The 22,661-nt window shown below is 30.0% G+C and carries 23 protein-coding genes; 18 read left to right on the top strand and 5 right to left on the bottom strand.

Going from position 1 to position 22,661, the window contains the following annotated elements; translation table 11 throughout:
• Positions 1 to 133: 133 nt before the first annotated feature.
• The 11 genes from CKV72_RS07155 to CKV72_RS07105 all read left to right on the top strand — a co-directional run bounded on the left by CKV72_RS07155 (position 134) and on the right by CKV72_RS07105 (position 11,528).
• The gene (locus CKV72_RS07155; RefSeq protein ID WP_095177868.1) at positions 134 to 442 is read left to right on the top strand and encodes a hypothetical protein; all 309 of its coding nucleotides are present in this window, start codon (positions 134 to 136) and stop codon (positions 440 to 442) included.
• Positions 435 to 1,112, top strand: a complete 678-nt coding sequence (locus tag CKV72_RS12535) for a flagellin (RefSeq protein ID WP_095177867.1) — start codon at positions 435 to 437, stop codon at positions 1,110 to 1,112. Before CKV72_RS07155 ends, CKV72_RS12535 begins: the two co-directional genes overlap by 8 nt.
• Positions 1,113 to 1,420: 308 nt before the next feature.
• Positions 1,421 to 2,617, top strand: a complete 1,197-nt coding sequence (gene megL, locus CKV72_RS07145) for a methionine gamma-lyase (RefSeq protein ID WP_089867058.1) — start codon at positions 1,421 to 1,423, stop codon at positions 2,615 to 2,617.
• A gap of 128 nt (positions 2,618 to 2,745) precedes the next feature.
• Positions 2,746 to 3,954 (top strand): M20 family metallopeptidase, encoded by a 1,209-nt coding sequence (locus tag CKV72_RS07140; protein ID WP_095177866.1) that lies wholly within the window; start codon positions 2,746 to 2,748, stop codon positions 3,952 to 3,954.
• Positions 3,955 to 5,364, top strand: coding sequence for a YfcC family protein (locus CKV72_RS07135; protein ID WP_095177865.1), 1,410 nt, complete (start codon positions 3,955 to 3,957; stop codon positions 5,362 to 5,364).
• 222 nt (positions 5,365 to 5,586) lie between these two features.
• Positions 5,587 to 7,356, top strand: a complete 1,770-nt coding sequence (locus CKV72_RS07130; RefSeq protein ID WP_095177864.1) for a flagellin — start codon at positions 5,587 to 5,589, stop codon at positions 7,354 to 7,356.
• A gap of 337 nt (positions 7,357 to 7,693) precedes the next feature.
• Positions 7,694 to 7,972 (top strand): HI0074 family nucleotidyltransferase substrate-binding subunit, encoded by a 279-nt coding sequence (locus CKV72_RS12285; protein ID WP_197696937.1) that lies wholly within the window; start codon positions 7,694 to 7,696, stop codon positions 7,970 to 7,972.
• A 12-nt stretch (positions 7,973 to 7,984) separates the two neighbouring features.
• Positions 7,985 to 8,191 (top strand): hypothetical protein, encoded by a 207-nt coding sequence (locus CKV72_RS12280; RefSeq protein WP_173798087.1) that lies wholly within the window; start codon positions 7,985 to 7,987, stop codon positions 8,189 to 8,191.
• A gap of 71 nt (positions 8,192 to 8,262) precedes the next feature.
• On the top strand, positions 8,263 to 8,673 hold the full coding sequence (gene mntA, locus CKV72_RS07120; protein WP_095177863.1) for a type VII toxin-antitoxin system MntA family adenylyltransferase antitoxin: 411 nt from the start codon (positions 8,263 to 8,265) through the stop codon (positions 8,671 to 8,673).
• On the top strand, positions 8,663 to 9,070 hold the full coding sequence (gene hepT, locus CKV72_RS07115) for a type VII toxin-antitoxin system HepT family RNase toxin (RefSeq protein ID WP_095177862.1): 408 nt from the start codon (positions 8,663 to 8,665) through the stop codon (positions 9,068 to 9,070). The genes mntA and hepT overlap by 11 nt, the downstream gene beginning before the upstream one ends.
• A gap of 442 nt (positions 9,071 to 9,512) precedes the next feature.
• Positions 9,513 to 11,528 (top strand): methyl-accepting chemotaxis protein, encoded by a 2,016-nt coding sequence (locus CKV72_RS07105; protein WP_095177861.1) that lies wholly within the window; start codon positions 9,513 to 9,515, stop codon positions 11,526 to 11,528.
• 138 nt (positions 11,529 to 11,666) lie between these two features.
• Here the strand turns inward: CKV72_RS07105 and CKV72_RS07100 are convergent, their stop codons facing one another.
• Together CKV72_RS07100 and CKV72_RS07095 are read right to left on the bottom strand one after the other, a co-directional pair.
• Complete coding sequence (locus tag CKV72_RS07100) at positions 11,667 to 11,774, bottom strand: MetS family NSS transporter small subunit (protein ID WP_089867836.1); 108 nt, start codon at positions 11,772 to 11,774, stop codon at positions 11,667 to 11,669.
• Positions 11,775 to 13,277, bottom strand: coding sequence for a sodium-dependent transporter (locus CKV72_RS07095; RefSeq protein ID WP_095177860.1), 1,503 nt, complete (start codon positions 13,275 to 13,277; stop codon positions 11,775 to 11,777).
• 577 nt (positions 13,278 to 13,854) lie between these two features.
• On the opposite strand from CKV72_RS07095, the gene CKV72_RS07090 reads away from it, so the two are divergent.
• Together CKV72_RS07090 and CKV72_RS07085 are read left to right on the top strand one after the other, a co-directional pair.
• Positions 13,855 to 14,685, top strand: a complete 831-nt coding sequence (locus CKV72_RS07090) for a flagellin N-terminal helical domain-containing protein (RefSeq protein WP_095177859.1) — start codon at positions 13,855 to 13,857, stop codon at positions 14,683 to 14,685.
• Positions 14,686 to 14,748: 63 nt separating this feature from the next.
• Positions 14,749 to 15,528 (top strand): response regulator, encoded by a 780-nt coding sequence (locus tag CKV72_RS07085; RefSeq protein WP_095177858.1) that lies wholly within the window; start codon positions 14,749 to 14,751, stop codon positions 15,526 to 15,528.
• Positions 15,529 to 15,598: 70 nt separating this feature from the next.
• On the opposite strand, the gene CKV72_RS07080 is transcribed toward CKV72_RS07085, so the two are convergent.
• Together CKV72_RS07080 and CKV72_RS07075 are read right to left on the bottom strand one after the other, a co-directional pair.
• Positions 15,599 to 15,946 (bottom strand): hypothetical protein, encoded by a 348-nt coding sequence (locus tag CKV72_RS07080; RefSeq protein ID WP_089867824.1) that lies wholly within the window; start codon positions 15,944 to 15,946, stop codon positions 15,599 to 15,601.
• A 1-nt stretch (position 15,947) separates the two neighbouring features.
• Entirely contained in the window at positions 15,948 to 17,186 is a 1,239-nt protein-coding gene (locus CKV72_RS07075) for a DUF1576 domain-containing protein (protein WP_095177857.1), read from the bottom strand.
• 279 nt (positions 17,187 to 17,465) lie between these two features.
• Between CKV72_RS07075 and CKV72_RS07070 the strand changes: the two genes are divergently transcribed.
• Positions 17,466 to 18,410, top strand: coding sequence for a transposase (locus CKV72_RS07070; RefSeq protein WP_095177856.1), 945 nt, complete (start codon positions 17,466 to 17,468; stop codon positions 18,408 to 18,410).
• Positions 18,411 to 18,680: 270 nt separating this feature from the next.
• Here the strand turns inward: CKV72_RS07070 and CKV72_RS07065 are convergent, their stop codons facing one another.
• Positions 18,681 to 19,535: an HDOD domain-containing protein gene (locus CKV72_RS07065; protein ID WP_089868145.1), complete on the bottom strand. Its 855-nt coding sequence runs from the start codon at positions 19,533 to 19,535 to the stop codon at positions 18,681 to 18,683.
• Positions 19,536 to 19,700: 165 nt separating this feature from the next.
• Between CKV72_RS07065 and CKV72_RS07060 the strand changes: the two genes are divergently transcribed.
• The 4 genes from CKV72_RS07060 to CKV72_RS07045 all read left to right on the top strand — a co-directional run bounded on the left by CKV72_RS07060 (position 19,701) and on the right by CKV72_RS07045 (position 22,496).
• Positions 19,701 to 20,081, top strand: coding sequence for a DUF8042 domain-containing protein (locus tag CKV72_RS07060; RefSeq protein ID WP_089868142.1), 381 nt, complete (start codon positions 19,701 to 19,703; stop codon positions 20,079 to 20,081).
• A 37-nt stretch (positions 20,082 to 20,118) separates the two neighbouring features.
• A complete protein-coding gene (locus CKV72_RS07055) occupies positions 20,119 to 20,295 on the top strand; it encodes a YjfB family protein (RefSeq protein ID WP_089868139.1) in 177 nt (58 codons plus the stop codon).
• Between the two features lie 78 nt (positions 20,296 to 20,373).
• Entirely contained in the window at positions 20,374 to 21,180 is an 807-nt protein-coding gene (locus tag CKV72_RS07050) for a flagellin (RefSeq protein ID WP_157726552.1), read from the top strand.
• Positions 21,181 to 21,470: 290 nt separating this feature from the next.
• On the top strand, positions 21,471 to 22,496 hold the full coding sequence (locus tag CKV72_RS07045; protein ID WP_089868133.1) for a GDP-mannose 4,6-dehydratase: 1,026 nt from the start codon (positions 21,471 to 21,473) through the stop codon (positions 22,494 to 22,496).
• Positions 22,497 to 22,661: the final 165 nt, after the last annotated feature.

Genomic DNA, 22,661 nt, shown 5'->3' with positions numbered 1-22,661 from the left:
ACTTGCACATGTAGGAGGAACTTTTGATGTTTTAGAGCTTCATATAGATATTTCTGACTTTAAAAAAGGTGATGGAGAAAGTGGAAATAATATTCATGGTAAACTGTATAATGACCGTATAATAGCCCATGAAATGACTCATGCAGTTATGAATGATGCTTTAGGAATTGATAAAATGAATGATTTACATAACAATAATAAAGTTTGGTTTATAGAAGGTACTGCAGAGGGTATAGCTGGAGCTGATGAAAGATTAAAAAGAGCAATAGGAAAAGCTGACCAAACTGGCATAGACACTACTAAACTTGATGCATTAGCTTCAAGAGCGAATGCTTTACTAAATGGAGCTAGTTGGAGTGGTGACGATTTGGATTATGACGCTGGTTATGTAATGGTTAAATACATAGATAAGGTAGCAAGATTTAAAAGCTGTAATGGGTGATATAAAAGCAAATGGAAATACAGGATTAGAGACGTCTACAGATATAACAAATCTTAAAACAGATTTTGAAACTAATATAAAGAACTATGTAGGTGATAATACTAAAGTTAAATTAAATTGGGGAACTGATGAAGATGATGTTGGTTCTATTTTAGGTTCAGATCATGGCGGTGCAGCTATAAAAGATGAGGATGTAATTAGTGGCACTACTGCTGTTACAGAACAACCCTTAGCGGGTAAGTTTGAAATCATATGGCCAGAGGAAGATACTTCCAATAGTGAGTTGACAATTCAGGTAGGAGCCAATGCAGCACAAACTTTAAATATTGGATTAAGAGATATGAGAGCCTCTGCTCTTGGATTAAGTGGCTTACAAATTACAGATAATAAAAAAGCTTCTGATGCCATAGGAAAATGTGATAGTGCCATATTAAGAGTTTCAACTTTTAGATCCTCACTAGGAGCTTGCCAAAATAGATTAGAACACACCATTGCCAACTTAAATAATACAGCTGAGAATTTATCAGCTTCAGAATCATGTATTAGAGATGTAGACATGGCAAAGGAAATGATGAACTTCTCTAAAAACAATATCCTAATGCAAGCAGCACAGTCAATGCTTGCCCAAGCCAATGGACAACCTCAAGGAATACTGCAGTTATTAAGATAGAATAGAAAATAGGGGACGGTTAAGCAAAATAACTGGTTTAAGGGAGCTGGAATTATCCAGCTCCTTTTGTAGTAAAAATAAAAAATGTAAAGTGGAAAGATTAGTTTACAAGTGTAAATTTAAATAACCAGATAATTCTGAAAAAGTGGTTTAATTATTTACAAATACAATATTAGTATACTTAATAATAAACTGTATACCCTTGTAGCTCTATGATTTGTAGCTATAATTATAATTTTAAAAAAGAGTTGGAATGGTTATTGCTATATATATTAGTAAACAAATATATAATTAGGGGGATATGTTTTATGAATATGAATAATGTTGGTTTTGGTACTAAAGCAATACATGGAGGACACAAAAAAGATGAGCAATATGGATCACTTGCTACACCTATATTTCAAACTTCAACATTTATATTTGATTCAGCAGAACAAGGAGGAAAAAGATTTGCAGGACAAGAAGAGGGATATATATACTCAAGATTAGGAAATCCAACAGTTGCAGAAGCAGAAGATAAAATAGCTTTATTAGAAGGCGGAGAAGCAGCAGTAGCAGCAGCTTCAGGAATGGGAGCTATATCATCAGCTTTATGGACAGCATTAAAGGCAGGAGACCATGTAGTTGCATCAGACACACTTTATGGCTGTACATTTGCACTATTAAATCATGGACTTCCAAAGTTTGGAGTAGAAGTGACTTTTGTAGATATTGCTAATTTAGAAGAAGTTAAAAAAGCTATGAAACCTAATACAAGAGTAGTTTATTTAGAAACACCAGCAAATCCAACTTTAAAGGTTACAGATATTGAAGCTGTAGCAAAGATAGCTCATGAAGTTAAGGATTGTATGGTTTTCGTAGATAATACATTTAATACTCCATATATACAAAGACCACTAGAGCACGGAGCAGATGTAGTTGTACATTCAGCAACTAAGTACTTAAATGGACATGGTGACGTTGTAGCTGGTTTTGCAATAGGAAGTAAAGAATTTATAGGGGATATTAAAGTATCAGGATTAAAGGATATGACCGGTGCAGTTCTAAGTCCAATTAATGCTTTCCTAATTATAAGAGGAATGAAAACGCTAGAGATTAGAATGAATAAACATTGTGAAAATGCAATGAAAGTAGCAGAATTTTTAGAAAGCCATCCAGCAGTTGAGAAAGTGTACTATCCAGGATTAAAGAGCTTTGAATATCATGAATTAGCTAAAAAACAAATGGATTTACCAGGAGCTATGATATCCTTTGAAGTAAAAGGTGGAGTAGAAGAAGGAAGAACTATAATGAACAATGTTAAATTAGCAAGCTTAGCAGTAAGCTTAGGAGATACAGAAACATTAATTCAACATCCTGCATCTATGACTCACTCACCATACACTAAAGAAGAAAGAGAAGCAGCTGGAATTAGTGACGGTTTAGTTAGATTATCCGTTGGACTTGAAACAGCTGAAGATATAATTGCAGACTTAAAACAAGCTTTAGACTTAATTGTTAAATAATACGATTATAATTTATATAAAGTAATAATTGAGTTGTTTTAGTATATATCATTATATAATGTCATTGTTCTTTTGATATTTTTTTAAAAGTGTAAAAAATTTCATATTAATAAACAGGGGGTATTATTATGAATAAAAAATGGAATATTATTATGGAAAAGTACTATGATGAAATTGTATTAACAGCTTCGCAGATGATTCAAATTAAAAGCGCTTCAGGAAAAGAGGAGGAATTGGCAAATTACACTGTTGAAAAGATGAAATCACTTGGATATGATGAAGTGAATGTTGATGAATTTGGTAATGTGATAGGAGTTTTTAAAGGTACTGGTGGAGGAAAATCTATTATGCTAAATTGCCATCTTGATGTTGTTTACGAAGGTGATCCTAAGATTTGGAAGTATCCACCTTACAGTGGAAAAATTGCGGAAGGAGCTATTTGGGGTAGAGGGGCATCTGATACAAAAGGTACTTTTGCAATTCAAGTATATACCCCATATATATTAAAAAAAGAAAACCTATTGCCTAAAGGGGATATATATGTAGTAGGTGTAGTTCATGAAGAAGATTCTGGTTATGGGTCAATGATGTTAGCTAAGAAAGGGTTTAAAACAGATTATGCAATAGTAGGAGAAGCTACGGAAAATGATATTGCAGTTTCTGCAAGAGGAAGGGTTGCTGTCAAAGTTAGTATTACAGGAAAGTCTTGTCATGCATCTATTCCACATGAAGGCATAAATCCATTTGATTTCTTAGGAAAATTTTTGGTTTCTTTAAAAGATTTCGATTTAGGGACAGATTCTGAATTAGGTATTTCAACTATGTCTCCAACACAAATTTATTCATCTGAAAAGGGAACAAACATTATTCCAAATAATATTACCTTAATTCTTGATTATAGAAGTGTTCCAGTTGATACTAATGAAGTTATTTTACAGAAAATTAGAAAAAAAGTTGAAGAGTCTTTATTTGAAGGGATTAATGTTGAAGTTGAATTAGTTACTATTCCAGTACACTGTTATACAGGTCATGTAGGTAAAGGTATTCAAGGAGAGCCACCTTATCGAATATATGAAGATAAATATATAGTGCAAAAATCTAAAAGTATTCTTGAAAAAGTATATGGACATGAAGTTAAATTAAAACATTGGCCTTTTGCGACGGATAGTGGCCATTTTAGTCAAATAGGTGTAGATGTTATTGGGTTTTCTCCAGCGCAAATAAAGATGTGCCATACAACAGAGGATAGAATCAATTTAAGTATGTTAAAAGAAGGTATTGTTGGATACTTAGCTTTAACTAATGAATTAGGAAATGTAGCAAAGGAAGTGAAATAATTGATAAATAAAGATAGAAGTAAAAAAGAGAAAAAAAATATAAATCCTTATGTACTTCTTTTTTGTGTTATAGCAATTTGTGGAATCGCATCTTATTTTGTAATACCTGGAGAATTTCAAAGGGAAATAATTAATGGCAGAACAGTTGTAATTCCCGGTACTTATAGAGGAGTAGAAAAAACCCCAATAGCATTATTTGATATTTTTAGAGCTGTACCAAATGGATTAATAGGTTCTGGACCAATAGTTTTTTTAATTTTAATAGTGGGAGGGACTATCGAAATATTTAATCAAACAGGCTCTATATCAATGGGAATTTCTAAATTTATTTCTAAAATGGGAGGAAAAGGAGATTCTTTGGTTTTAATTATACTTATGAGTTTATTCGCTATTATAGGAGGATTTTTAGGGTGGATAGAAGCTGCTATACCATTTGTACCTATAACAATTCCAATTGTGCTAGCTTTAGGATATGATTCACTAACTGCAGTGGCAGTTTGTATATTAGGACTTATGGTAGGATTTGCTATAGGACCTACAAACGTTTATACAGTAGGTATTGCTCATTCAATTGCAGAACTTCCAATGTTTTCAGGAATAGGATTAAGGTTGACTGCATATATTGTATTTGTAGCAATAGCAATAGTTTATACAATAAGATATGGAAATAAAACTAAAAAGGATTCATCAAAAAGTTTAGTGTCAGATATAGATATTTCTGATTTAACTTATGATTTTTCAAAAATTGAGAATCAGAAGATGAAAATATCTCAAAAATTATCATTAGTAATTTTAGCTATTACATTTGCTATAGTTGTATATGGAATGTTGAAGTTAGGTTGGAGTATAAATGATATGACTGCAGCATTTTTATTATGTGGTATTATAGCAGGATTTGTTTGTAAAATGACACCTGGGGATATTGCAAATACATTTATATTAGGTGCAAAGGGTTCTATAAATGGTGCTATGATTGTGGGGATTGCTAGAGGAGTACAATGGATTTTAGAAAGAGGAGGAATTATAGACCCTATAATAAATTCTTTATCTCAAAATTTATCAGGATTACCACCTGTAATTTCTGCAATAGGGATTATGGTGATAGTTACATTATTAAATGCTTTAGTTCCATCAGGCAGCGGAAAAGCTATGGCACTCATGCCTCTTTTAATGCCAATAGGTGATTTAATAGGTTTATCTAGGCAGACAACAACATTAGCATATCAATTTGGAGATGGAATTTCTAATATGTTTTGGTTTACTTATGGAACATTATTAATATTTTTAGCATACGGAAAAGTCCCAATACAAAGATGGTATAAATTTTTATGGCCCTTAATGCTTATTTTCTCTGTGGTATCAATAATTTTCTTGTCAATTGCAATTAAAATAGGATATGGTCCATTTTAAGCAAAAGAGATATAAAATAGAAATGGTTGTTAAATTATTACCTCAAAATAGCAAATCGTAAAATCAAAAGAGTCAGAATGAGTTTTTCTGGCTCTTTTTTAGTGAATAATAAATATGTAAAATGAAAGATAGTTTTAAGTATATTATGTTATAATATACTTAAATTTAACAGAATTGTAGTAGTGTGGATTTTATAATGATTAAATAAAGGGTGAATAGAAATTGATATATAGCACAATCTCTCATTTTACATATAACATATTAAAAAATAATAATATAAAAAATAAATCTTCTGTAAAAAAATTGAGTTCAGGACTTAGAATTAATAATGCGGCAGATGATGCAGCGGGTCTTGCTATTTCGGAAAAAATGAGGGCACAAATTAGAGGTCTTAACCAGGCTTCAAGAAATGTTCAAGACTTTATATCCATGATGCAGGTTGTTGATGGTGGATTAAATGATGTAACAGAAGCTATGCAAAGAATGAGGGAACTTTCTATTACCGCGTTAAATGGAACCTATACTAATGAAGATAGAGAAATGATACAAAATGAATATGGAAATTTAAAGGAATATATTAATAATGTAAGCTTTTTTACAGAATTTAATACAATTAATGTTTATGAAGAGCATAGAGATACTTATGAAAAATTCAAAGGAAATAAAGTTTTAGATGATGAGGTTACAGTTATAAAAGGTGTTACGGATTATCTGGGGGTAAAGGTGGATGGAGAGTTAAAAGAAATTTATTTAGATTCAGGAATTTATACCAGGGAAGCTTTTGTTGACATGTTGGACGATAAGCTATGGGATGTAGATAGAAATTTAATTCCTTCTTTGGATAAAAATAATGTACTTTCCCTGTCAGCAGAAAATTGTAAAAAAATAGATGGATTAGTAGGTGGGGCTTTAAGCTTTTTTTATGAATATCACATAAGTATGGGAGCTGGAACTGTATTTGGTAGCAGTGACTTATCCGGTAAATTAGACATTATAACAGGAAGTAATGATAAGTTTACTTTTACCATAGAGGATAAAAGATATAATGTTGAATTCCCACCCACACCTTATCCACCATATATGGGTACAGGATATACTGCTGATGAAATTGTAAATATTATGCAAGAACAATTAGATGCTCAAGGAGCAGATGTTAAAGTATATATGAATGGCAACCAAATTGCTTTAGATGCAGGCTATAGAATTATTGATGGATTTGCAGGTAATATGATAAAAATAGATGGCATTACCTCTATTTTATATGATAATGCAAAACATGGGAAAATACATAAAACTCAAGGATACGCAACAGGGAGAGTAAGTATAAATTCTCCTATAGAAATTAAAGAAGGAGAAAACGATACCATATCATTTTATCTTGATGATGACAATTCTTCTGAAAAAAACATTGTTTTGGAAGGGAAAACTTATAATACTATAGGGGAAATTGTTGATGAAGTAAATAAAAAATTAGAGGAACAAAATATAGAAGCTTTTGCTGAAGCTAGTGGAACAAATTTAAAAATCTCTAGTAAAAAATTAGATTATGGAAGTAAAATTAAGCTTTTAGATACAGCTAATGGGTATATACCTTTGTTTTGTGAAATTACAGAGGTAAGTCCTACCTATAATAATGGGGAAACTATTGCCAATCCACCACCGGAAGGTTCTACAACTCCAACATATGAATATAAATCAACTTATGTAATGAGTGGTAATTCCTTTAATGGCATTACTATAGATGGTTCTAATGATAAACTAAATTTTAATGTTAGCGGAACAAATGTAAGTGTAAATTTAACTCATGGTAGATTTAATTCTATAAATGAATTTAAAGATTCTTTTCAAAAGGATATAGATAATGCAGGAATTGAGAATGTTCAGGTTAAAATATACAATAGTAATAAGATTGGATTAGAGACAAAAGAAAAAGGAAAGGATCAATATTTTAGTGGATTAAGTGGAAGCGGAAACTTTGTTACAAGAAATTAATAATAAACTAAGTGGAATTAATTCAGAAGTAGTGGCATCTTATTATGAGTGAAGGTTAAAATTAGGGTATAAAGGTGTGGGATTTCATACCATTGATAATATTCGAGGTAATGCTAGGGATACATTATTTATGGAATTAAAGGGAAGAGATGAAGTAAAGAAAATAGGGGACGGTTAAGCAAAATAGTTGTTTTGTGGGAGCTGGAATTATCCAGATCCTTTAATGTTTTTAATTTCTTCATGTTACATGATATAATATAAATAATAATTAAATAATAAGAAGATCAATATACTATGATTTTAAGTAAAAAATAATTAAAAAATCAGGTGATTTTATATGAATAATAAAGAAATTAGATGGAGACAAAGATTTGAAAATTTATTGAGAGCCTATACTAAGTTTAAAAGTGCAGTAGATGCTTTTGATTCTTTGAGTATGTTGGAAAAAGAAGGATTAATTCAAAGATTTGAATATACACTTGAATTATCATGGAAAACTGTTAAGGATTATTTAGAATCTCAAGAGGTTATGGCAATCTTTCCAAAAGAAGTTATAAAAGCTGCTTTTCATTATGAAATAATTGAGGACGGGGATGTCTGGATGGAGATGTTATAAAGTAAAAATCTTATGGCACATACCTATGATGAAAAGAGGTTTAACATTGCTATAAATAAAATCAAAGATGAAAATCTTCCTGTTCCTTATTATTTTGATATTATCCGTTATAATAATATTGATATTATCCGTTATAATAATATGGAAAATGGTGGTTTAAAAGAGCATATAGATAAAGAAGGTAAGGGTCTTTATTATAGGCAATTAGGATCTGAGTAAAATTATAAATTACAGGGTACAGAGAGACGGTTAAGTTATTTAAATAATATAATTAAAGGTTGGGATAATTAATGTATTTAAATAAGGATACAATTAATAAAATAATAGACTATTCCTTAAAAATAATAAAGCCATATTTAGTTTACATCTTTGGATCTGCTGTTAATGGAAATTTCAATGAAGATAGTGATATAGATATAGCTTTTTTAAGTGATGAAGAGTTTACTGATTATGAAGTTTTTATTATGGCACAGGAGTTAGCTGATATTGTAAAAAGGGATGTGGATTTAATAAATCTAAAAAAAGCTTCTACAGTTTTTAAAGCTCAAGTAGTGGGAACAGGAGAAAAAATTTATTGTACAGATGAAACTAGAAGAATGTATTTTGAAATGCGAGCCTTTAAGGAATATGCTCTTTTAAATGAAGAAAGAGAAATAATAATGGAAAATATTAAAAAGAGAGGTTCTGTATATGGAAAATGATGTGATTTATAATAAAATTGCTATAATAGAAAGATGTATTAATAGAATAAATGAAGTCTATAATAATAATCCAGATAATCTTAAGGATTATACAAAACAGGATTCCATAATATTGAATATTCAAAGAGCCTGTGAAGCTGCCATTGATTTAGCTATGCATATAGTTTCTGAGAAGAAACTTGGTATTCCTCAAAATAGTAGAGACGCATTTGAAGTTTTAAATAGTAATAATATAATTGATAATAGACTTATGAAAAATTTAAAGTCCATGGTAGGATTTAGAAATATTGTAGTTCATAATTATCAAGCAGTAAATTTGGGTATAATACAAGAAATTATTGAGAAACACTTATCAGATTTTAGCAGGTTTATAGAAGTGATATTGAAAAGATTGTAGCAAGCTCAGTCCCTTGACAGGTCCTTTTATTTTAAGGGGACGGTTAAGCAAAATTCTTAAAGTTTATAAAAGTTCAACAAAAAGAACAGGGTAGAATTTTAAGAATACTTGAAGATAAAGCCATAACTAATAAAGCTGAACATGATAAAATATCAAATGAAATTGTACACCTTTCAGAAAAGGTTGAAAATATGAGAAAAGATTTAGCTACTGTGGAAGTGGTTACTGCTAGGAATATGGAAAATATAGCCAAACTTAAAGTGATAAAATAATCAAAAGAAGGAGTTGAATTCCTTCTTTTATTTTTTGGGTAACTGTTACTTGGGAAAATATGCTATAATGTTAAATAATAATATTTATTATTTGCTGCCTTTTGTCGAAGTAAGTAAAACAATAAAAGAAAAAATAAAGAATTTATTATATAGAAGATAGGAGGATTATTATGAAAACGTTGAAAACAAAATTAGTAACTACATTTACAGTTATTACATTTATTATAACAGGAATATTAGGTATTATATCCACAAATATAGTTAGTGAAAGATTAATAGAAGATGCCCATAATGATTTGAAAAATATGATTGAGGTTAATGCAGATTATATTGAAGCAAAACTTGATACAGATATTAGATATATAGAAACACTTTCTCGAGATACAATTCTACTGGATGATAAAATTCCTTTTGAAGAAAAAATTACGTTTTTACAAGATGAAGCAAAAAAAACAGGATATTTATCTTTTGCTTTTGCAGATAAAAATGGTAATAGCACTATTTTTAATTCTAAGAGAGAAAAGACTAATATTGCTCAAAGAGAATATTTTAAAAAAGCTATGAAAGGTGAAACAACCAAATCAGATTTACTTGTTAGCAGTGCTACAGGTGAACAAGTAATTATAATTGCAACTCCTATTTATAAAAATGGAGAGCACATAGGTGTGTTTTATGGTAGACGTGATGGTGGACTTCTAAGCGAATTTGTAAGCAATATAAAGTATAAAGAAACAGGATTTGCTTATATGATAAATAATGAGGGAATTTCTGTAGGAGATAGAAATAAGGATTTAGTCACAAATAAGGTAAACTTTTTAAAGCAAGCAGAAAAGGATAACGATCTTAAAGGATTAGCAGATATTATGACAAATAGTATGTTAAAAAGACAAATTGGTAGCGGAGAATATAAATATGAGGGAAAGGATCAAATTGTAGCCTTTGCACCTGTTAAAAATAGTAATTGGATTATAGCAATGGGCATAGAGAAAAAAGAAATATTAAAAGAGGCAAATTCTATTAGAAATATTTTTATAATATTGTCATTAGTTATAACAATTATCGGCGCATTAGCTATTTATATTGTAAGTGGAAGTATTACTAAACCTATTGTTGCTATAACAGAAAGACTTAATGAATTGGCTAATTTAGATTTTACTATAAAGGGTAATGAAAAGGCTGCTAAATATTTTAATAATAAAGATGAAATTGGTACTATGATAAGAGCTTTAAGAAAAATGCGAGATAACATTGGAGAATTTGTTATGAAAACATCTGAGGTATCACAGCAAGTAGCGGCTACATCACAGCAGTTAACAGCAACATCGGAACAAACTGCAACCGCAGGAGAGGAAGTTGCAAAAACTATAGAAAACATAGCGGTAGGAGCAGGTAGTCAAGCTAGGGATACAGAAACATCAGCTGAAAATGTAGAGAAAATGGGAGCTTTATTTGAACAAAATCAACAATTTGTAATAGAACTAAATAATTCATCAAAAGATATAGAAAAAGAAAAAGAAGAAGGCTTTATCATATTAAAAGATCTTGTACTAAAGACAGAGGAAAGCAACAATGCATCCAAGGAAATATATGAAATTATATTAAGCAATAATGAAAGCGCAGAAAAAATAGAAGAATCCAGTACTATGATTCAATCTATAGCGGAACAAACAAATCTTTTAGCCTTAAATGCAGCAATTGAAGCAGCACGTGCTGGAGAGGATGGAAAGGGTTTTGCCGTAGTAGCAGAAGAAATTAGAAAGCTTGCAGAGGAAACTAATAATTTCACAGGAGAAATTAAGAAAGTTATAGAAGAATTAAAAGAAAAATCCGAAAATGCAGTGGAGAAAATGGAACAAGTAAATAAAATATCAGCTGCTCAATCAGAAAGTGTAACTAGAACAGAAGAAAAGTTTGAAGGAATAGCAAACTCTCTAGAAGTAACTAAAAATGTAGTAAAAAAACTTAATGAATCGGTAAATGCTATGAATGAAAGCAAAGATCAACTAATAGATTTAATGCAAAATTTATCAGCTATAGCAGAAGAGAATGCAGCAGGAACCCAAGAGGCTTCAGCAGCTATGGAAGAACAATCCGCAAGCATACAAGAAATAGCCAACGCCAGCGAAGGGTTATCAAATATTGTACAAGACTTACAAACTATTATTAGATTAAGTGGGGACGGTTAAGCAATTTAGCTAAGAAGAAATAAGGGGACGGTTAAGCAATTTATACTTCATATTATATAAAAGGAGCTATCTAGCTAAGAATAAATACTACAACATATTGTATGCAAATTTTTAGTGTGACAGCTCCTTGTGATTTAATTAATTTGATGTTTTTTCTTTTTTAATTGCGATTGCTAGAGTACAAAATAGTCCTCCCCAAAGTACTGTTGCCCCTATAGTAAAAAATATTATTGCACTTGATGTCATCTAAACCGCCTCCTTTTGTTCATAGGTAATATCTTCTTTCCATGGCTTTTTACTAATTACTATTCCCAATGTAATACCTAATAGGATTATGCTCCATCCATATGTTAACAAGCTTGGTAGATCATATCCTCCATAGGGTGCACTTATTTCTGTAATAATGCTATTAACTAACATATAAGTTAAAATAGTTGGTGTAATATATTTTATGATTACATCCCACCATTTTCCTATTTTATAATAAGAAATTGAATTTGTATGATTACGGATTGTTTTTGCTTGAATTATCCATCCTACAAAGATAGCTTCCAGTAATCCTACAACTACTATTCCATAATTATTTATGAAATTATCCATAATATCTAATAAATAAAGTCCTGCATTTGTAGAAAATATTGAGCTTATACAAACTCCAATTAAAGACATAGTAGATACTACTTTTTTACGTTCCCACCCTGTTTTGTCAATTATAGATGAAGATATAGCTTCTACTAGGGATACAGCAGAGGTTAAGCCTGCAAATATAAGGCAAGAGAAGAACAAGACACCTAGAATATTTCCCCAAGATCCCATAACTGAGAATACTTTTGGAAAAACTATAAAGGCAAGTCCTATACCGCTGGATACAACTTCATCCACAGCTACTCCTTGAGCATTTGCCATAAATCCAATTATTGCAAATACTCCAATGGCAGATAAAAATTCAAAGCCACAATTTGCAAAAGCGGTCATAAAAGCGCTGTTATTTATATCTGTTTTTTTAGGTAAATAGCTTGCATAAGTCATCATTATTCCTGTAGCTATACTTAGTGAGAAAAATACTTGTCCATAGGCAGCAATCCAAACTTTAGGATCTTTTACTTTTGACCAGTCTGGTGTAAATAATTTGTTTAAGCCTACAGATGCTCCCTTTAATGTTATTCCTTTTATAACTATAATTATCATAATTATTAATAGCGTTGGTAATACTATTTTGCTTAATTTTTCTATTCCATTTTTTATTCCTTTGTAACATATTATCCAATTAATAGCCCAAACTAAAATTATACCTAATAATACGGGAGTTACTATGCCTCCAAAATCAAAGGGAGATGTTGATAATTTTAAGAAGTCTTTGAAAAAGTATTTATTGGTATCGGTGCCCCAACCTTTTGTAAAGCTTAATGTTAAATACCTTATAGCCCAACTTAAAATCATGGAATAATAGCATAAAATTATACTTGAACTAATTATTGGCCACCAACCAAGCCATTCCCATTTCTTATTTGCTCTCGCAATTGTAAGAGGGGTTGAGCCCCTAAATTTGTGACCCATTCCGTATTCAAGAATTAATAGAGGTATTCCTGCTGTGAATATGGCAAAGAAGTAAGGTATTAAAAAAGCTCCTCCTCCATTGGAATAAGCTACATACGGGAATCTCCATATATTCCCCAAGCCTACGGCAGAACCGATAGCGGCAAGTATAAATCCCATTTTAGTTCCCCATTGTTCTCTAGATTTTTGCATTTATTTCAGCCCCCTTAACATATTTTTATTAAATGTATTATTTTTATTAATTTATATAAAATAAAAAAGCCCCTTAGTTATATACTAAAGGACTTTCACTTTTGCCTAGGATATAAGAAAAAGCCCCTTAGTTTTATCTACGAGGCTTAATTTATTTCACCGCAAATATATTAGCCACCATAGATACAATACGCATCTTTTCGAGCGATTGCATCTATGATAGTATTTTTATCTATCTACATATACAATCGCTAAATTAAGTTAGCTAATAATAAGAGGCTATTATTTAATTTTGAAATTGTTATATTAATTTTGTTAATTTTGAAATTCATAATATTTCCTCCTATTTAAATTTTACCTTATCATATCATGTATTTTTTTTAGTGTCAAGTTGTTAGGGGACGGTTAATTTATTTTAATTAATTATGGGTAATTATGGGGGACGGTTAAGCAATTTAGATTAAAGTTATTATATAAATTTACGATGATATTATAAAGAAAATAGAAAAAACTAAGGGGACGGTTAAGCAATTTAGTTAATCAATTTAAGCTAATTTTAGGAGGTGATATAGTAAAGATGATAATAAATCATAATATAAATGCAATGGTTGCCTATAGAAATATGGCTTGGCATAATAATATGGTTGGAAGGGCTATGGAAAGGCTTTCTTCAGGTCTTAGAATAAATAGAGCTGCAGATGATGCGGCAGGGCTTGCTATATCAGAAAAAATGAGAGCTCAGATAAGAGGGTTGCAACAGGCATCCAGAAATACACAGGATGGAATATCTCTAATTCAAACAGCAGAGGGTGCTTTAAATGAGACACATTCAATTTTACAAAGGATGAGGGAATTAGCTGTTCAAGCTGCCAACGATACAAATGCTAAAGAAGATAGGGATGCACTTCAACAGGAATTTACTGAATTGATTAAAGAAATAAATAGAATAGGGAATGATACAGAATTTAATACTAAAAAACTATTAAATGGTGATTCGGGCAATTCATCTAAAGTAACTCTCCAAATTGGTGCCAATAAAGGTCAAAATTATTTAATTGATATAAAAGACATGAGGGCTGAGGCTTTAAATATTGATGAAAATTTAGATATTTCTAATCATGAAAATGCATCTTCTGCCATTAAAATATTAGATGGTGCCATAAATTCTGTGTCTTCTCAAAGGGCTAGTTTAGGAGCTAGTCAAAATGTATTAGAGCATAGAATAAACTATCTTGAGAACACTGCGGAAAATCTCATAGCATCAGAATCTAGAATAAGAGATGCAGATATGGCCAAAGAAATGATGAACCTAGCAAGGCACAGTATTCTTCAGCAAGTTGCTCAAGCGATGCTCATTCAAGCAAATCAACAGTCAAAATCAATAATTGAACTTTTGCGTAATGCATAGAATAGATTGAATTTAAAATAGTTGAAATTTTTAAAAAGTATTTATTTAAAAGGGGAGAGGTATATGTACACGGTATTGCATATTGAACAAAGTGAGTTTTTCTATAATATGGTGAGGATGATGTTAGAGGAACAGGGATATAACTACATAAATACAGATAGTTTTAACGAAGCTCATTATATATTGGAGAATAATGATGTAGATCTTATTATAACGTCACTTTTAGCTAAAGGAGGAAGTATAGAGGGTTTTATAAAAGATGTAAATTCAAGTGATAAAAGGGAAATTCCTATATTTGTGGTAACTGGGGATAATATAGATGAGAAAAAGAAAAATCTTTTTAACCTTGGAATAAGTGATTATATATTAAAAGAAGATTTGCAAGATGAAATATCTAAACATGTAGAAGCTGTATTAGAAGATGATGAACATATGAGGAATTTAAGGGAAGCAAAAATTGCTATAGTAGAAGATAGCTCTTTAGAGTATGTTATAGCTAAAGATATCTTAAAAAAATATGGAATAGAAAAGTTGGATTTTTATAAAACAGGTAGAGAGTTAATGGATAGTGGTAAAAAATATGATATTTATTTAGTGGATCTTGTATTGCAAAATGAATATGGTAAAAACGTTATAAGACAAATTAGAAGAAACAATATAAAAGCTACTATAATTGCTATTACTTCTTTAGATAATACTAAAACCCTATCTAGTATCTTAAATGCTGGAGCAGATGATTTTATTTTAAAACCACTAGATGAGGGATTGTTTATAGCAAAGTTAAAATCAAATATAAGAATATATACTTTAAATAAGAAGATAAATAAATATTTGAAAGAATAGGACAAAAAAGGGAAAGAAGGGGACGGTTAAGCAATATTTTAAACAAATATTGCTTAACCGTCCCCTTTAATTAAAATAACCTTATCAATTTTATATATAGGATATGATTTTCTTTATCATAGTTAACTATTGATTCATCTACCATCATGCCTACTAAATCTAATTCTGTATTAATTATATCATTACCGGATAAGTTCCAGTAATATTCCTCTATTTCATGAAGTCTTGGAGAAGATAAAAGATCTTCTATTTCTTTTAATTTTTTTTCAGTAATAGTAGCATTATATACCTTAAAGTCTATAACTGTTTTATCTTCTAGAGATTCTACGGTTATGTCAAATTTATTTGAGTTTAGTTTATAAGAAAAACCCATGAGTTCACTTGCTATTCTTATAATTCTTTCGTTGTATTTTTTCACTTTATACTTCCTTTCTAAATATATCTATGATTGGTAATAACAAGATTGCTACTAATCCTCCAGAAAATCCATTATTATATAAATTTATACCTCCATGTAAATATCCAATATTCATTACCAGAGATGCATGAAAGAATCCTGCTAAGATCCCATAAAATGGGCCATAAACACCACTTATGGGGGCTAGAGTAGTACTAAATAATGTAGCTAAGAGCATTCCGGGAGAATTAATAGGCCATATATTTATTATAGATGCAATTATGGTACCTAATGCTACAGGAATTGTATTCCTTAAATGTTTACCAAAGGCACCAAAACCAACTATAGTAAATATACCTGCTAAGGTAGGACCATTTAAGGCACCTTTTATAATTATAACATAAATTGTAAAGAACAAGCCTAAAAGACCCATGTTTATTAATGAAACACCTTCGCCAAATAAAATTTGATAATCAGACACCGCTTTACCAGGTTGTTCATATAGTTTCCCTAAATTAGTTAATTTATTACCATTTAAAAAGTAACCTAATACGATCATTGAAACAAATATGAAACATAAAAAAATAAGGATGGTATGAGTATATTTAGTAGACCATAGCGTTCTTTGTGGGAAATTAATTCCAAAAGATCTAAGTATAGACATATATAGCGTACCTAGTAGTCCTCCTGCAAAGCCTGCATTATATAGATTAAATCCATCATGTAGCTTTATACAATAAGCAGCTATTGAAGGAAGAACAAATCCTAATAATATACCAGAAAGTATACCTAAGAAAATTCCTTGCCATAAAATAAAATAGCCAGAAAATGAAATATAACTTACTGCTGGGGATAATGTGGTACCAAACAACGCCATTAATATGTAATTAAAAAAAGGTTCTTTTTGATGTTTAGAGTAAAGCCAAGTACCGAAAAAAATTGGCCATACATTTAAGAGATTTTTTCCAAAAAATGAGAAACCAGCTATGGTGAATAATGCAGCTGATATAGCACCAGTAGGTTTCAGTTTTAACTTTATAAGTATTGCTATAAAGATAAGAGTTAGTAGACCTGAGTTCACAAATGGAGCACCAATACCTGCTATTTCAAAATAATCAGTTATAAGCAGATCAGGTTGCACTATTATGTGATATAATCCTAAAAAAATATTTTTAGGACTGTCCATTAAAAGACCAAACAGGACAAAGGATGAAAAGTAAAATATCAATATTCTATAATTATGGATTAATTTTCTTGACATATCAAATAAGCCCTCCAATACAACATAAAATATATTCTATAATATTGTAATTTATAAATAATTAAATGTCTATAAAATTATGAAAAAAGGGGACGGTTAATTTAAATTATTCAATTTGATATAGCAAGATGGGACGGTTAAGTAAGGTTAATTAAACTAAATTATCTAATTTAAAGCCTAAAAAGGGACGGTTAAGCAAATTAGTTAAATTAAACTAACAGAAAATTGAATAAATACCTCATTTCATGTTAATAATTAAAATACAAAATATGAAATGAGGTGTTTTTATTGCCAAGAACAAGAAGACAAAAATCAGAAGATGCTATATATCATGTAATGATAAGAAGTATAACGGAGGTACCCCTATTTGAGAAACATGAAGATAAAATTAGATATTTAAATAAAATGAGAGAATATCAAAAACAATATGGTTTTAAAGTTTATGCATATTGCTTAATGACAAATCATGGACATTTTATAATAGATTCTAATGGTGCAGATATATCAAAAATAATGCATGGACTAAATTTTAGTTATGCAATAAATTTTAATAAAATTAATAAAAGAAGGGGACCTTTATTTCAAGACAGATTCAAAAGTAAAATAGTGGATACACAAAGATATCTTATTACATTGTCTGCCTACATTCATAACAATGTGTTAGACATAACAGGATATGAAAAATGCCCAGAAAAGTATAAATACTCAAGTTTGAAAGTATACTTAGGTCTTGAAAAAGATGCTACAGGTCTTTTAGATGAAGCATTTATAATGCAGTATTTTAGTAATAATGTAAAAGAAGCCAGAGAAAACTATGCTAAATTAGTTTACATATGTGATGATGAAAAAATAAAAAATGAACTAGAATTTCAAGATGAGGAAACGGAATACAGGAGTGATAGAACGATAATAGTAAGAGACTTTGAGCCTGATGAAATACTAAAATTTATTGAAAAAGAAACAGGAATAGACAAAATAATGTGTCATGTAAAAAACAATAAAAATTCAAAAATTGTAAAAGCGCTAGCTTCGCTGCTAATGAGAAGTCTTTGCAATTATAGATGCAAGGATATATGTAAAGTCTTAGGAAACATTGCTCAATCAACAGTATCAAGACTTTGTTCTATTGGAGTTGAACTTATATCGACAGAAGACAAATATAAAAACATAATAAATAAGTTTATTTCGGAACATAGAGACTCCAAAGCGCTAGCTTGTACATAATATTTTCACAATTTAACTAAAATTAGGTTAAAAAATAATTTATACATATTTAAGCCTTTTATTTTATCTAGAATATAAGGTTTTATTAGTATGTTTATGATTAATATGGACAAGCATCGAAAATATAATAATAAATACCATAAAAAGCATAAAATTAAATTATAAGGCTAATAAATTGAATAAAATAGAAATAAACAAAAAAATAGAAACTATATAAAAGATAAATTTTATATAGTTTCTATCAATATAAGGCTTAACCGTCCCTAAATACTAAATATTAAAACTCTCCTCATCATACAAAAAGTCCATAGAGCTTGCAAAAAACTTTTCTATATCTTGTTGTGAAAGATTCAAAGTTTTAAGGGCAAATTCTGAGAAGTTATAGGCAAGTCCATCAGTACCTAATCCTACCCCCATCATCATTGTTATAGCATCTGCTATGTGAACGATTGAAACTAGTTTACTATTATTAGCTTGACTTTTTTCTGGAGTGTGATGATATTGGATACTTTCTACTAATTCTTTTGGGAAGTTCCATTTTTCAGCTACTTTTGAGCCCACATCACCATGATTAAATCCTAAAATTTCTTCTTCAGCGTCTAAAAAGGAAACGCCTTCATTTTCTACTTTATTTAAAATGTTTTCATATTCTTTAGCCACATAATAATTTAAAATGGTTTTACCAATGTCTCTTAAAAGTCCTGCTATATATGCTTCATCAGGTTTTGGATACTTAATTTCTTTTGCTATGTGCCTTGATATTATTGCACAGGTTTGAGATTGATTCCAAAGGTCATACTTTTCCATACGATAGCCTCCTGGAAGTTCTGTTATAAGAAATTGACTTACAGCGGAAGCGAGGGTTATACTTTTAATAGCTTGAAATCCTAAGAGTACAGTGGCTTCTGACACAGTTGTTATTTTTCTGGCGTAGCCATAATAAGTAGAATTTGCTAGTCTTAGAACTTTGGTTGTTAAGCTTTGGTCTTTTAAAATTTCTAATTCTACATCTTGTACAGTAGAATCGGGGTCTTCTGTAAGTTGTAATATTTTATTTATCCTTGCTGGAAGGATTGGCATATCTTCTACACTATCGATAAGGGTTTCTAAACTTAATTTTTTCATAATCAAAACTCCTATTATCATAATTATTTTGTATCTATATATAGTATATCGTCTAATATATGTTTTTTTGTAGTGATTTTTAAAAAAGTTTAAAATTAAATTATAGGACAAGTTAAGAATAGCAAAATTAATACGATAAATATATAAGCATAGGGGGTGAAATCCATGGGCCACTATGAAGAAGAACACATAGAAATTATTAAGTACCTAGTTGATACTTCTAAAACTTTAATAAAGGCTGTAGATTATATAGAAAGAAATCTATATGGATTTAAGACCAGAGAGATTTTAGAAATCTTAGAAGAAGGAATAGAATCTATGAAAGCTTGTAAAAGATCTCTAAAAGTTTTACCCAAGGGAAAAGGAATAAAAAATCAGATGAATTCAACAGAAGCTATATTAAATTTATTTATAAAGTTAAGGCATAATTTTTATGATGGGGATGTGGAAAAATGTTCTGATATAGTAGAAAAGCATTTGGAACCAAAGGTCAATGGGTGGAAATCAAATTTAGAAAACAATTTTAAAAGTTATACAATAAATTAAATATAACCAAAATAATTTTTGAAAGTAGGTGAATTAAATGGATATAGGCGGAATTTCTATGGCATTAAGCCAAACCAATGTAAAAGAAAGTGCAGCTTTGGCTCTTATGAAAATGGGAATGAAACATGGGAAAGAAAATGCAGATAATATGATAGATATGCTAAAAACTTCAGTAGATCCTAATTTAGGAAGCAATATAGATATTAAAGCATAAATTAACTTAATTTTTTTAAAAAATATACGATAAATTTAAAGGAAGACGCATTTAAACTAGAAGATGGGAGGTGAAGAAGTGCTAATAAATAATATTTATACTTTTTCTTCATCTAATAAACTAAATAAATTTAGAGGAAACAGAGAAAAAACTGTGGAAAAAGTATCTACAGGTAAGAGAATTAATAGAGCAGCAGATGATGCAGCAGGCTTAACTATTAGTGAAAGTTTTAAAGCACAGGTAAGAGGGCTTTCTCAAGCAGAAAGAAATATACAAGATGGTATATCTCTTTTGCAAGTAGTAGATGGAGCATTGGATGATATAACTACTAACCTTCATAGAATTAGAGAAATATCTGTGTATTCAGCCAATGGAACTTTATCAGAAGAAGATAGACAAGCTCTTAATGAAGAATTAAAAGCAATAAAAGAATCCATAAATACCATAGTAGAAAATACAGAATTCAATCAAATAAAAGTTTTAAAAGATGACAGAAGTATAACAATACAAACTAAAGATAGACCATATACAACTATGGAATTAAAACTATACAATGTGGATATAAATAGTTTAGGCCTTGAAAATGCAGACTTATCAACTCAAGAAAGTTCAGGCAATACGATTTCTTATGCTAAAAATGCTTTGGAAAAGATAAATGAAATAAGAGTAGAAAATGGAGTAAATTACAACAATTTGAAACATGCTCTAATGAATACTTCAAACTCTAACTTAAACATCACATCGTCATTATCTGTCATAAGTGACATAAATATGGCAACTTCTTTAATGAACATAGTTAAAACTGATGTATTAACAAATTACACAGAATTCATGTACAACAACACCAAAGGAAATATAGAATCTATAAAAAATTTAATAGTTTAATATAGTTATAATGAAAAACTCTCTTTTTAAAAGGGGGTTTTTTTAGTTTAGAGGGACGGTTAAGCAAAATAGTTAAGTCCAATAGTTAAATTAAGCTAATTAAGAGGGGATAAGAGGGGACGGTTAAGCAAAAGTTAAGACAAATCTGAAAGTAAAAGTAAAGGGACGGTTAAGCAGTTAAGCAAAACTGTTAATCCAAGTAAAAAAAATAATAAATCTGTTAATTGTTAATATATTGTGGTAGAATAATGATATAGAATTTTCTTAATTATCAGATAAGAGGTGGTAAAATGAATTTACTTGTAACTGGTGGTTCTGGATTCATAGGAAGGTGGTTAGTAGAAAGACTATTAAGGGATGAACACAATGTAACGGTAGTGGACAACTTAATTAGTGGAAGTATATCTAATATAAAGGAGTTTTTAGGCAATGATAAATTTAAATTTATAAATGGAGATGCCAGAGATAGAGACCTTTTAAAGGGGATATTTGAAGAAGAAAAATTTGATATAGTATATCATTTAGCATCTCTTACTAGTCCAATTTATAGTATGGAAAGTCCAGAAACTATTTTTTATAATGAAACAGCAGGATTATTTAATATTTTGCAAAGAGCAAAGATTCAAATGGTTGGAGAGGATGCTGAACTAGATGGAGAGACTTGGGTAATAAAATCAAATGAAAATATCTATCCTTGTAAAATAGTTTATGTAAGCACTGCATCTGCATATAAAATATCAGAAGAACAAGGTATAGACGAACAGCATCCTACTAAGCCTTTGTCACCTTTTGTGGCAAGTAAATTAGCTGCTGAAAATATAGTTACTTCTTTTTATTATACTTACAAATTACCAGTCACAATCATAAGACCATTTAATGTATATGGTCCATATCAGGGCTTTAATAGTGAGGGAGCAGTAGTTACATCATTTATATATAATACATTAAAAGGTAAGGATATTAAAATATATGGAAATGGTAATCAAACTAGGGATTTTATATATGTAAAGGATTGTGTAGACCTTATAGCAAAAGCGGGTTATTCAAATGAAAGTAATGGTGAAATTATAAATGCTGGAACTGGTGTGGATATTTCCATAAAAGATTTAGCACAACTTATAAGTAAAGATAGAGTACCTATAAAATATGTAAAACATAATAGCCCCTTAACAGAAATTATGAGATCTAAATGCAACTATATAAAGGCAAAAGAATTACTGAATTGGGAACCAAAATATAATATAGAACAAGGACTAAAAGAAACAGAAGAATGGATGATAAAAAAGAAACTGTTAAAAGATAAGAGGGACGGTTAAGCCGGACTAAGCTAATTAAGAGGGGACGGTTAAGCAAAATAGACTAAGCTAATTAAGAGGGGACGGTTAAGCAAAATAGACTAAGCTAATTAAGAGGGGACGGTTAAGCAAAATAGTTAAGCAATAGTTAAACCAATTAGGCATGTTTTGTTGAAACAAAACATG

It is taken from the genome of Clostridium cochlearium (genome assembly GCF_900187165.1).
GTDB lineage: Bacteria > Bacillota > Clostridia > Clostridiales > Clostridiaceae > Clostridium_G > Clostridium_G cochlearium.
The sequence above is the reverse complement of the archived record's forward strand: the minus strand, read 5'-3'. Positions and strand labels throughout refer to the sequence as shown.

Bases quoted from the DNA above. Each gene is read 5' to 3' on its own strand.
- CKV72_RS12535 (WP_095177867.1), top strand. From the start codon at position 435: ATGGGTGATATAAAAGCAAATGGAAATACAGGATTAGAGACGTCTACA.
- CKV72_RS07100 (WP_089867836.1), bottom strand. From the start codon at position 11,774: ATGACATCAAGTGCAATAATATTTTTTACTATAGGGGCAACAGTACTT.
- megL (WP_089867058.1), top strand. From the start codon at position 1,421: ATGAATATGAATAATGTTGGTTTTGGTACTAAAGCAATACATGGAGGA.
- CKV72_RS07155 (WP_095177868.1), top strand. From the start codon at position 134: ATGACTCATGCAGTTATGAATGATGCTTTAGGAATTGATAAAATGAAT.
- CKV72_RS07075 (WP_095177857.1), bottom strand. From the start codon at position 17,186: ATGTCAAGAAAATTAATCCATAATTATAGAATATTGATATTTTACTTT.
- CKV72_RS07095 (WP_095177860.1), bottom strand. From the start codon at position 13,277: ATGCAAAAATCTAGAGAACAATGGGGAACTAAAATGGGATTTATACTT.
- CKV72_RS12285 (WP_197696937.1), top strand. From the start codon at position 7,694: ATGAATAATAAAGAAATTAGATGGAGACAAAGATTTGAAAATTTATTG.
- hepT (WP_095177862.1), top strand. From the start codon at position 8,663: ATGGAAAATGATGTGATTTATAATAAAATTGCTATAATAGAAAGATGT.
- CKV72_RS07140 (WP_095177866.1), top strand. From the start codon at position 2,746: ATGAATAAAAAATGGAATATTATTATGGAAAAGTACTATGATGAAATT.
- CKV72_RS07105 (WP_095177861.1), top strand. From the start codon at position 9,513: ATGAAAACGTTGAAAACAAAATTAGTAACTACATTTACAGTTATTACA.
- CKV72_RS07090 (WP_095177859.1), top strand. From the start codon at position 13,855: ATGATAATAAATCATAATATAAATGCAATGGTTGCCTATAGAAATATG.
- CKV72_RS07065 (WP_089868145.1), bottom strand. From the start codon at position 19,535: ATGAAAAAATTAAGTTTAGAAACCCTTATCGATAGTGTAGAAGATATG.
- CKV72_RS07085 (WP_095177858.1), top strand. From the start codon at position 14,749: ATGTACACGGTATTGCATATTGAACAAAGTGAGTTTTTCTATAATATG.
- CKV72_RS07060 (WP_089868142.1), top strand. From the start codon at position 19,701: ATGGGCCACTATGAAGAAGAACACATAGAAATTATTAAGTACCTAGTT.
- CKV72_RS12280 (WP_173798087.1), top strand. From the start codon at position 7,985: ATGGCACATACCTATGATGAAAAGAGGTTTAACATTGCTATAAATAAA.
- CKV72_RS07045 (WP_089868133.1), top strand. From the start codon at position 21,471: ATGAATTTACTTGTAACTGGTGGTTCTGGATTCATAGGAAGGTGGTTA.
- CKV72_RS07055 (WP_089868139.1), top strand. From the start codon at position 20,119: ATGGATATAGGCGGAATTTCTATGGCATTAAGCCAAACCAATGTAAAA.
- mntA (WP_095177863.1), top strand. From the start codon at position 8,263: ATGTATTTAAATAAGGATACAATTAATAAAATAATAGACTATTCCTTA.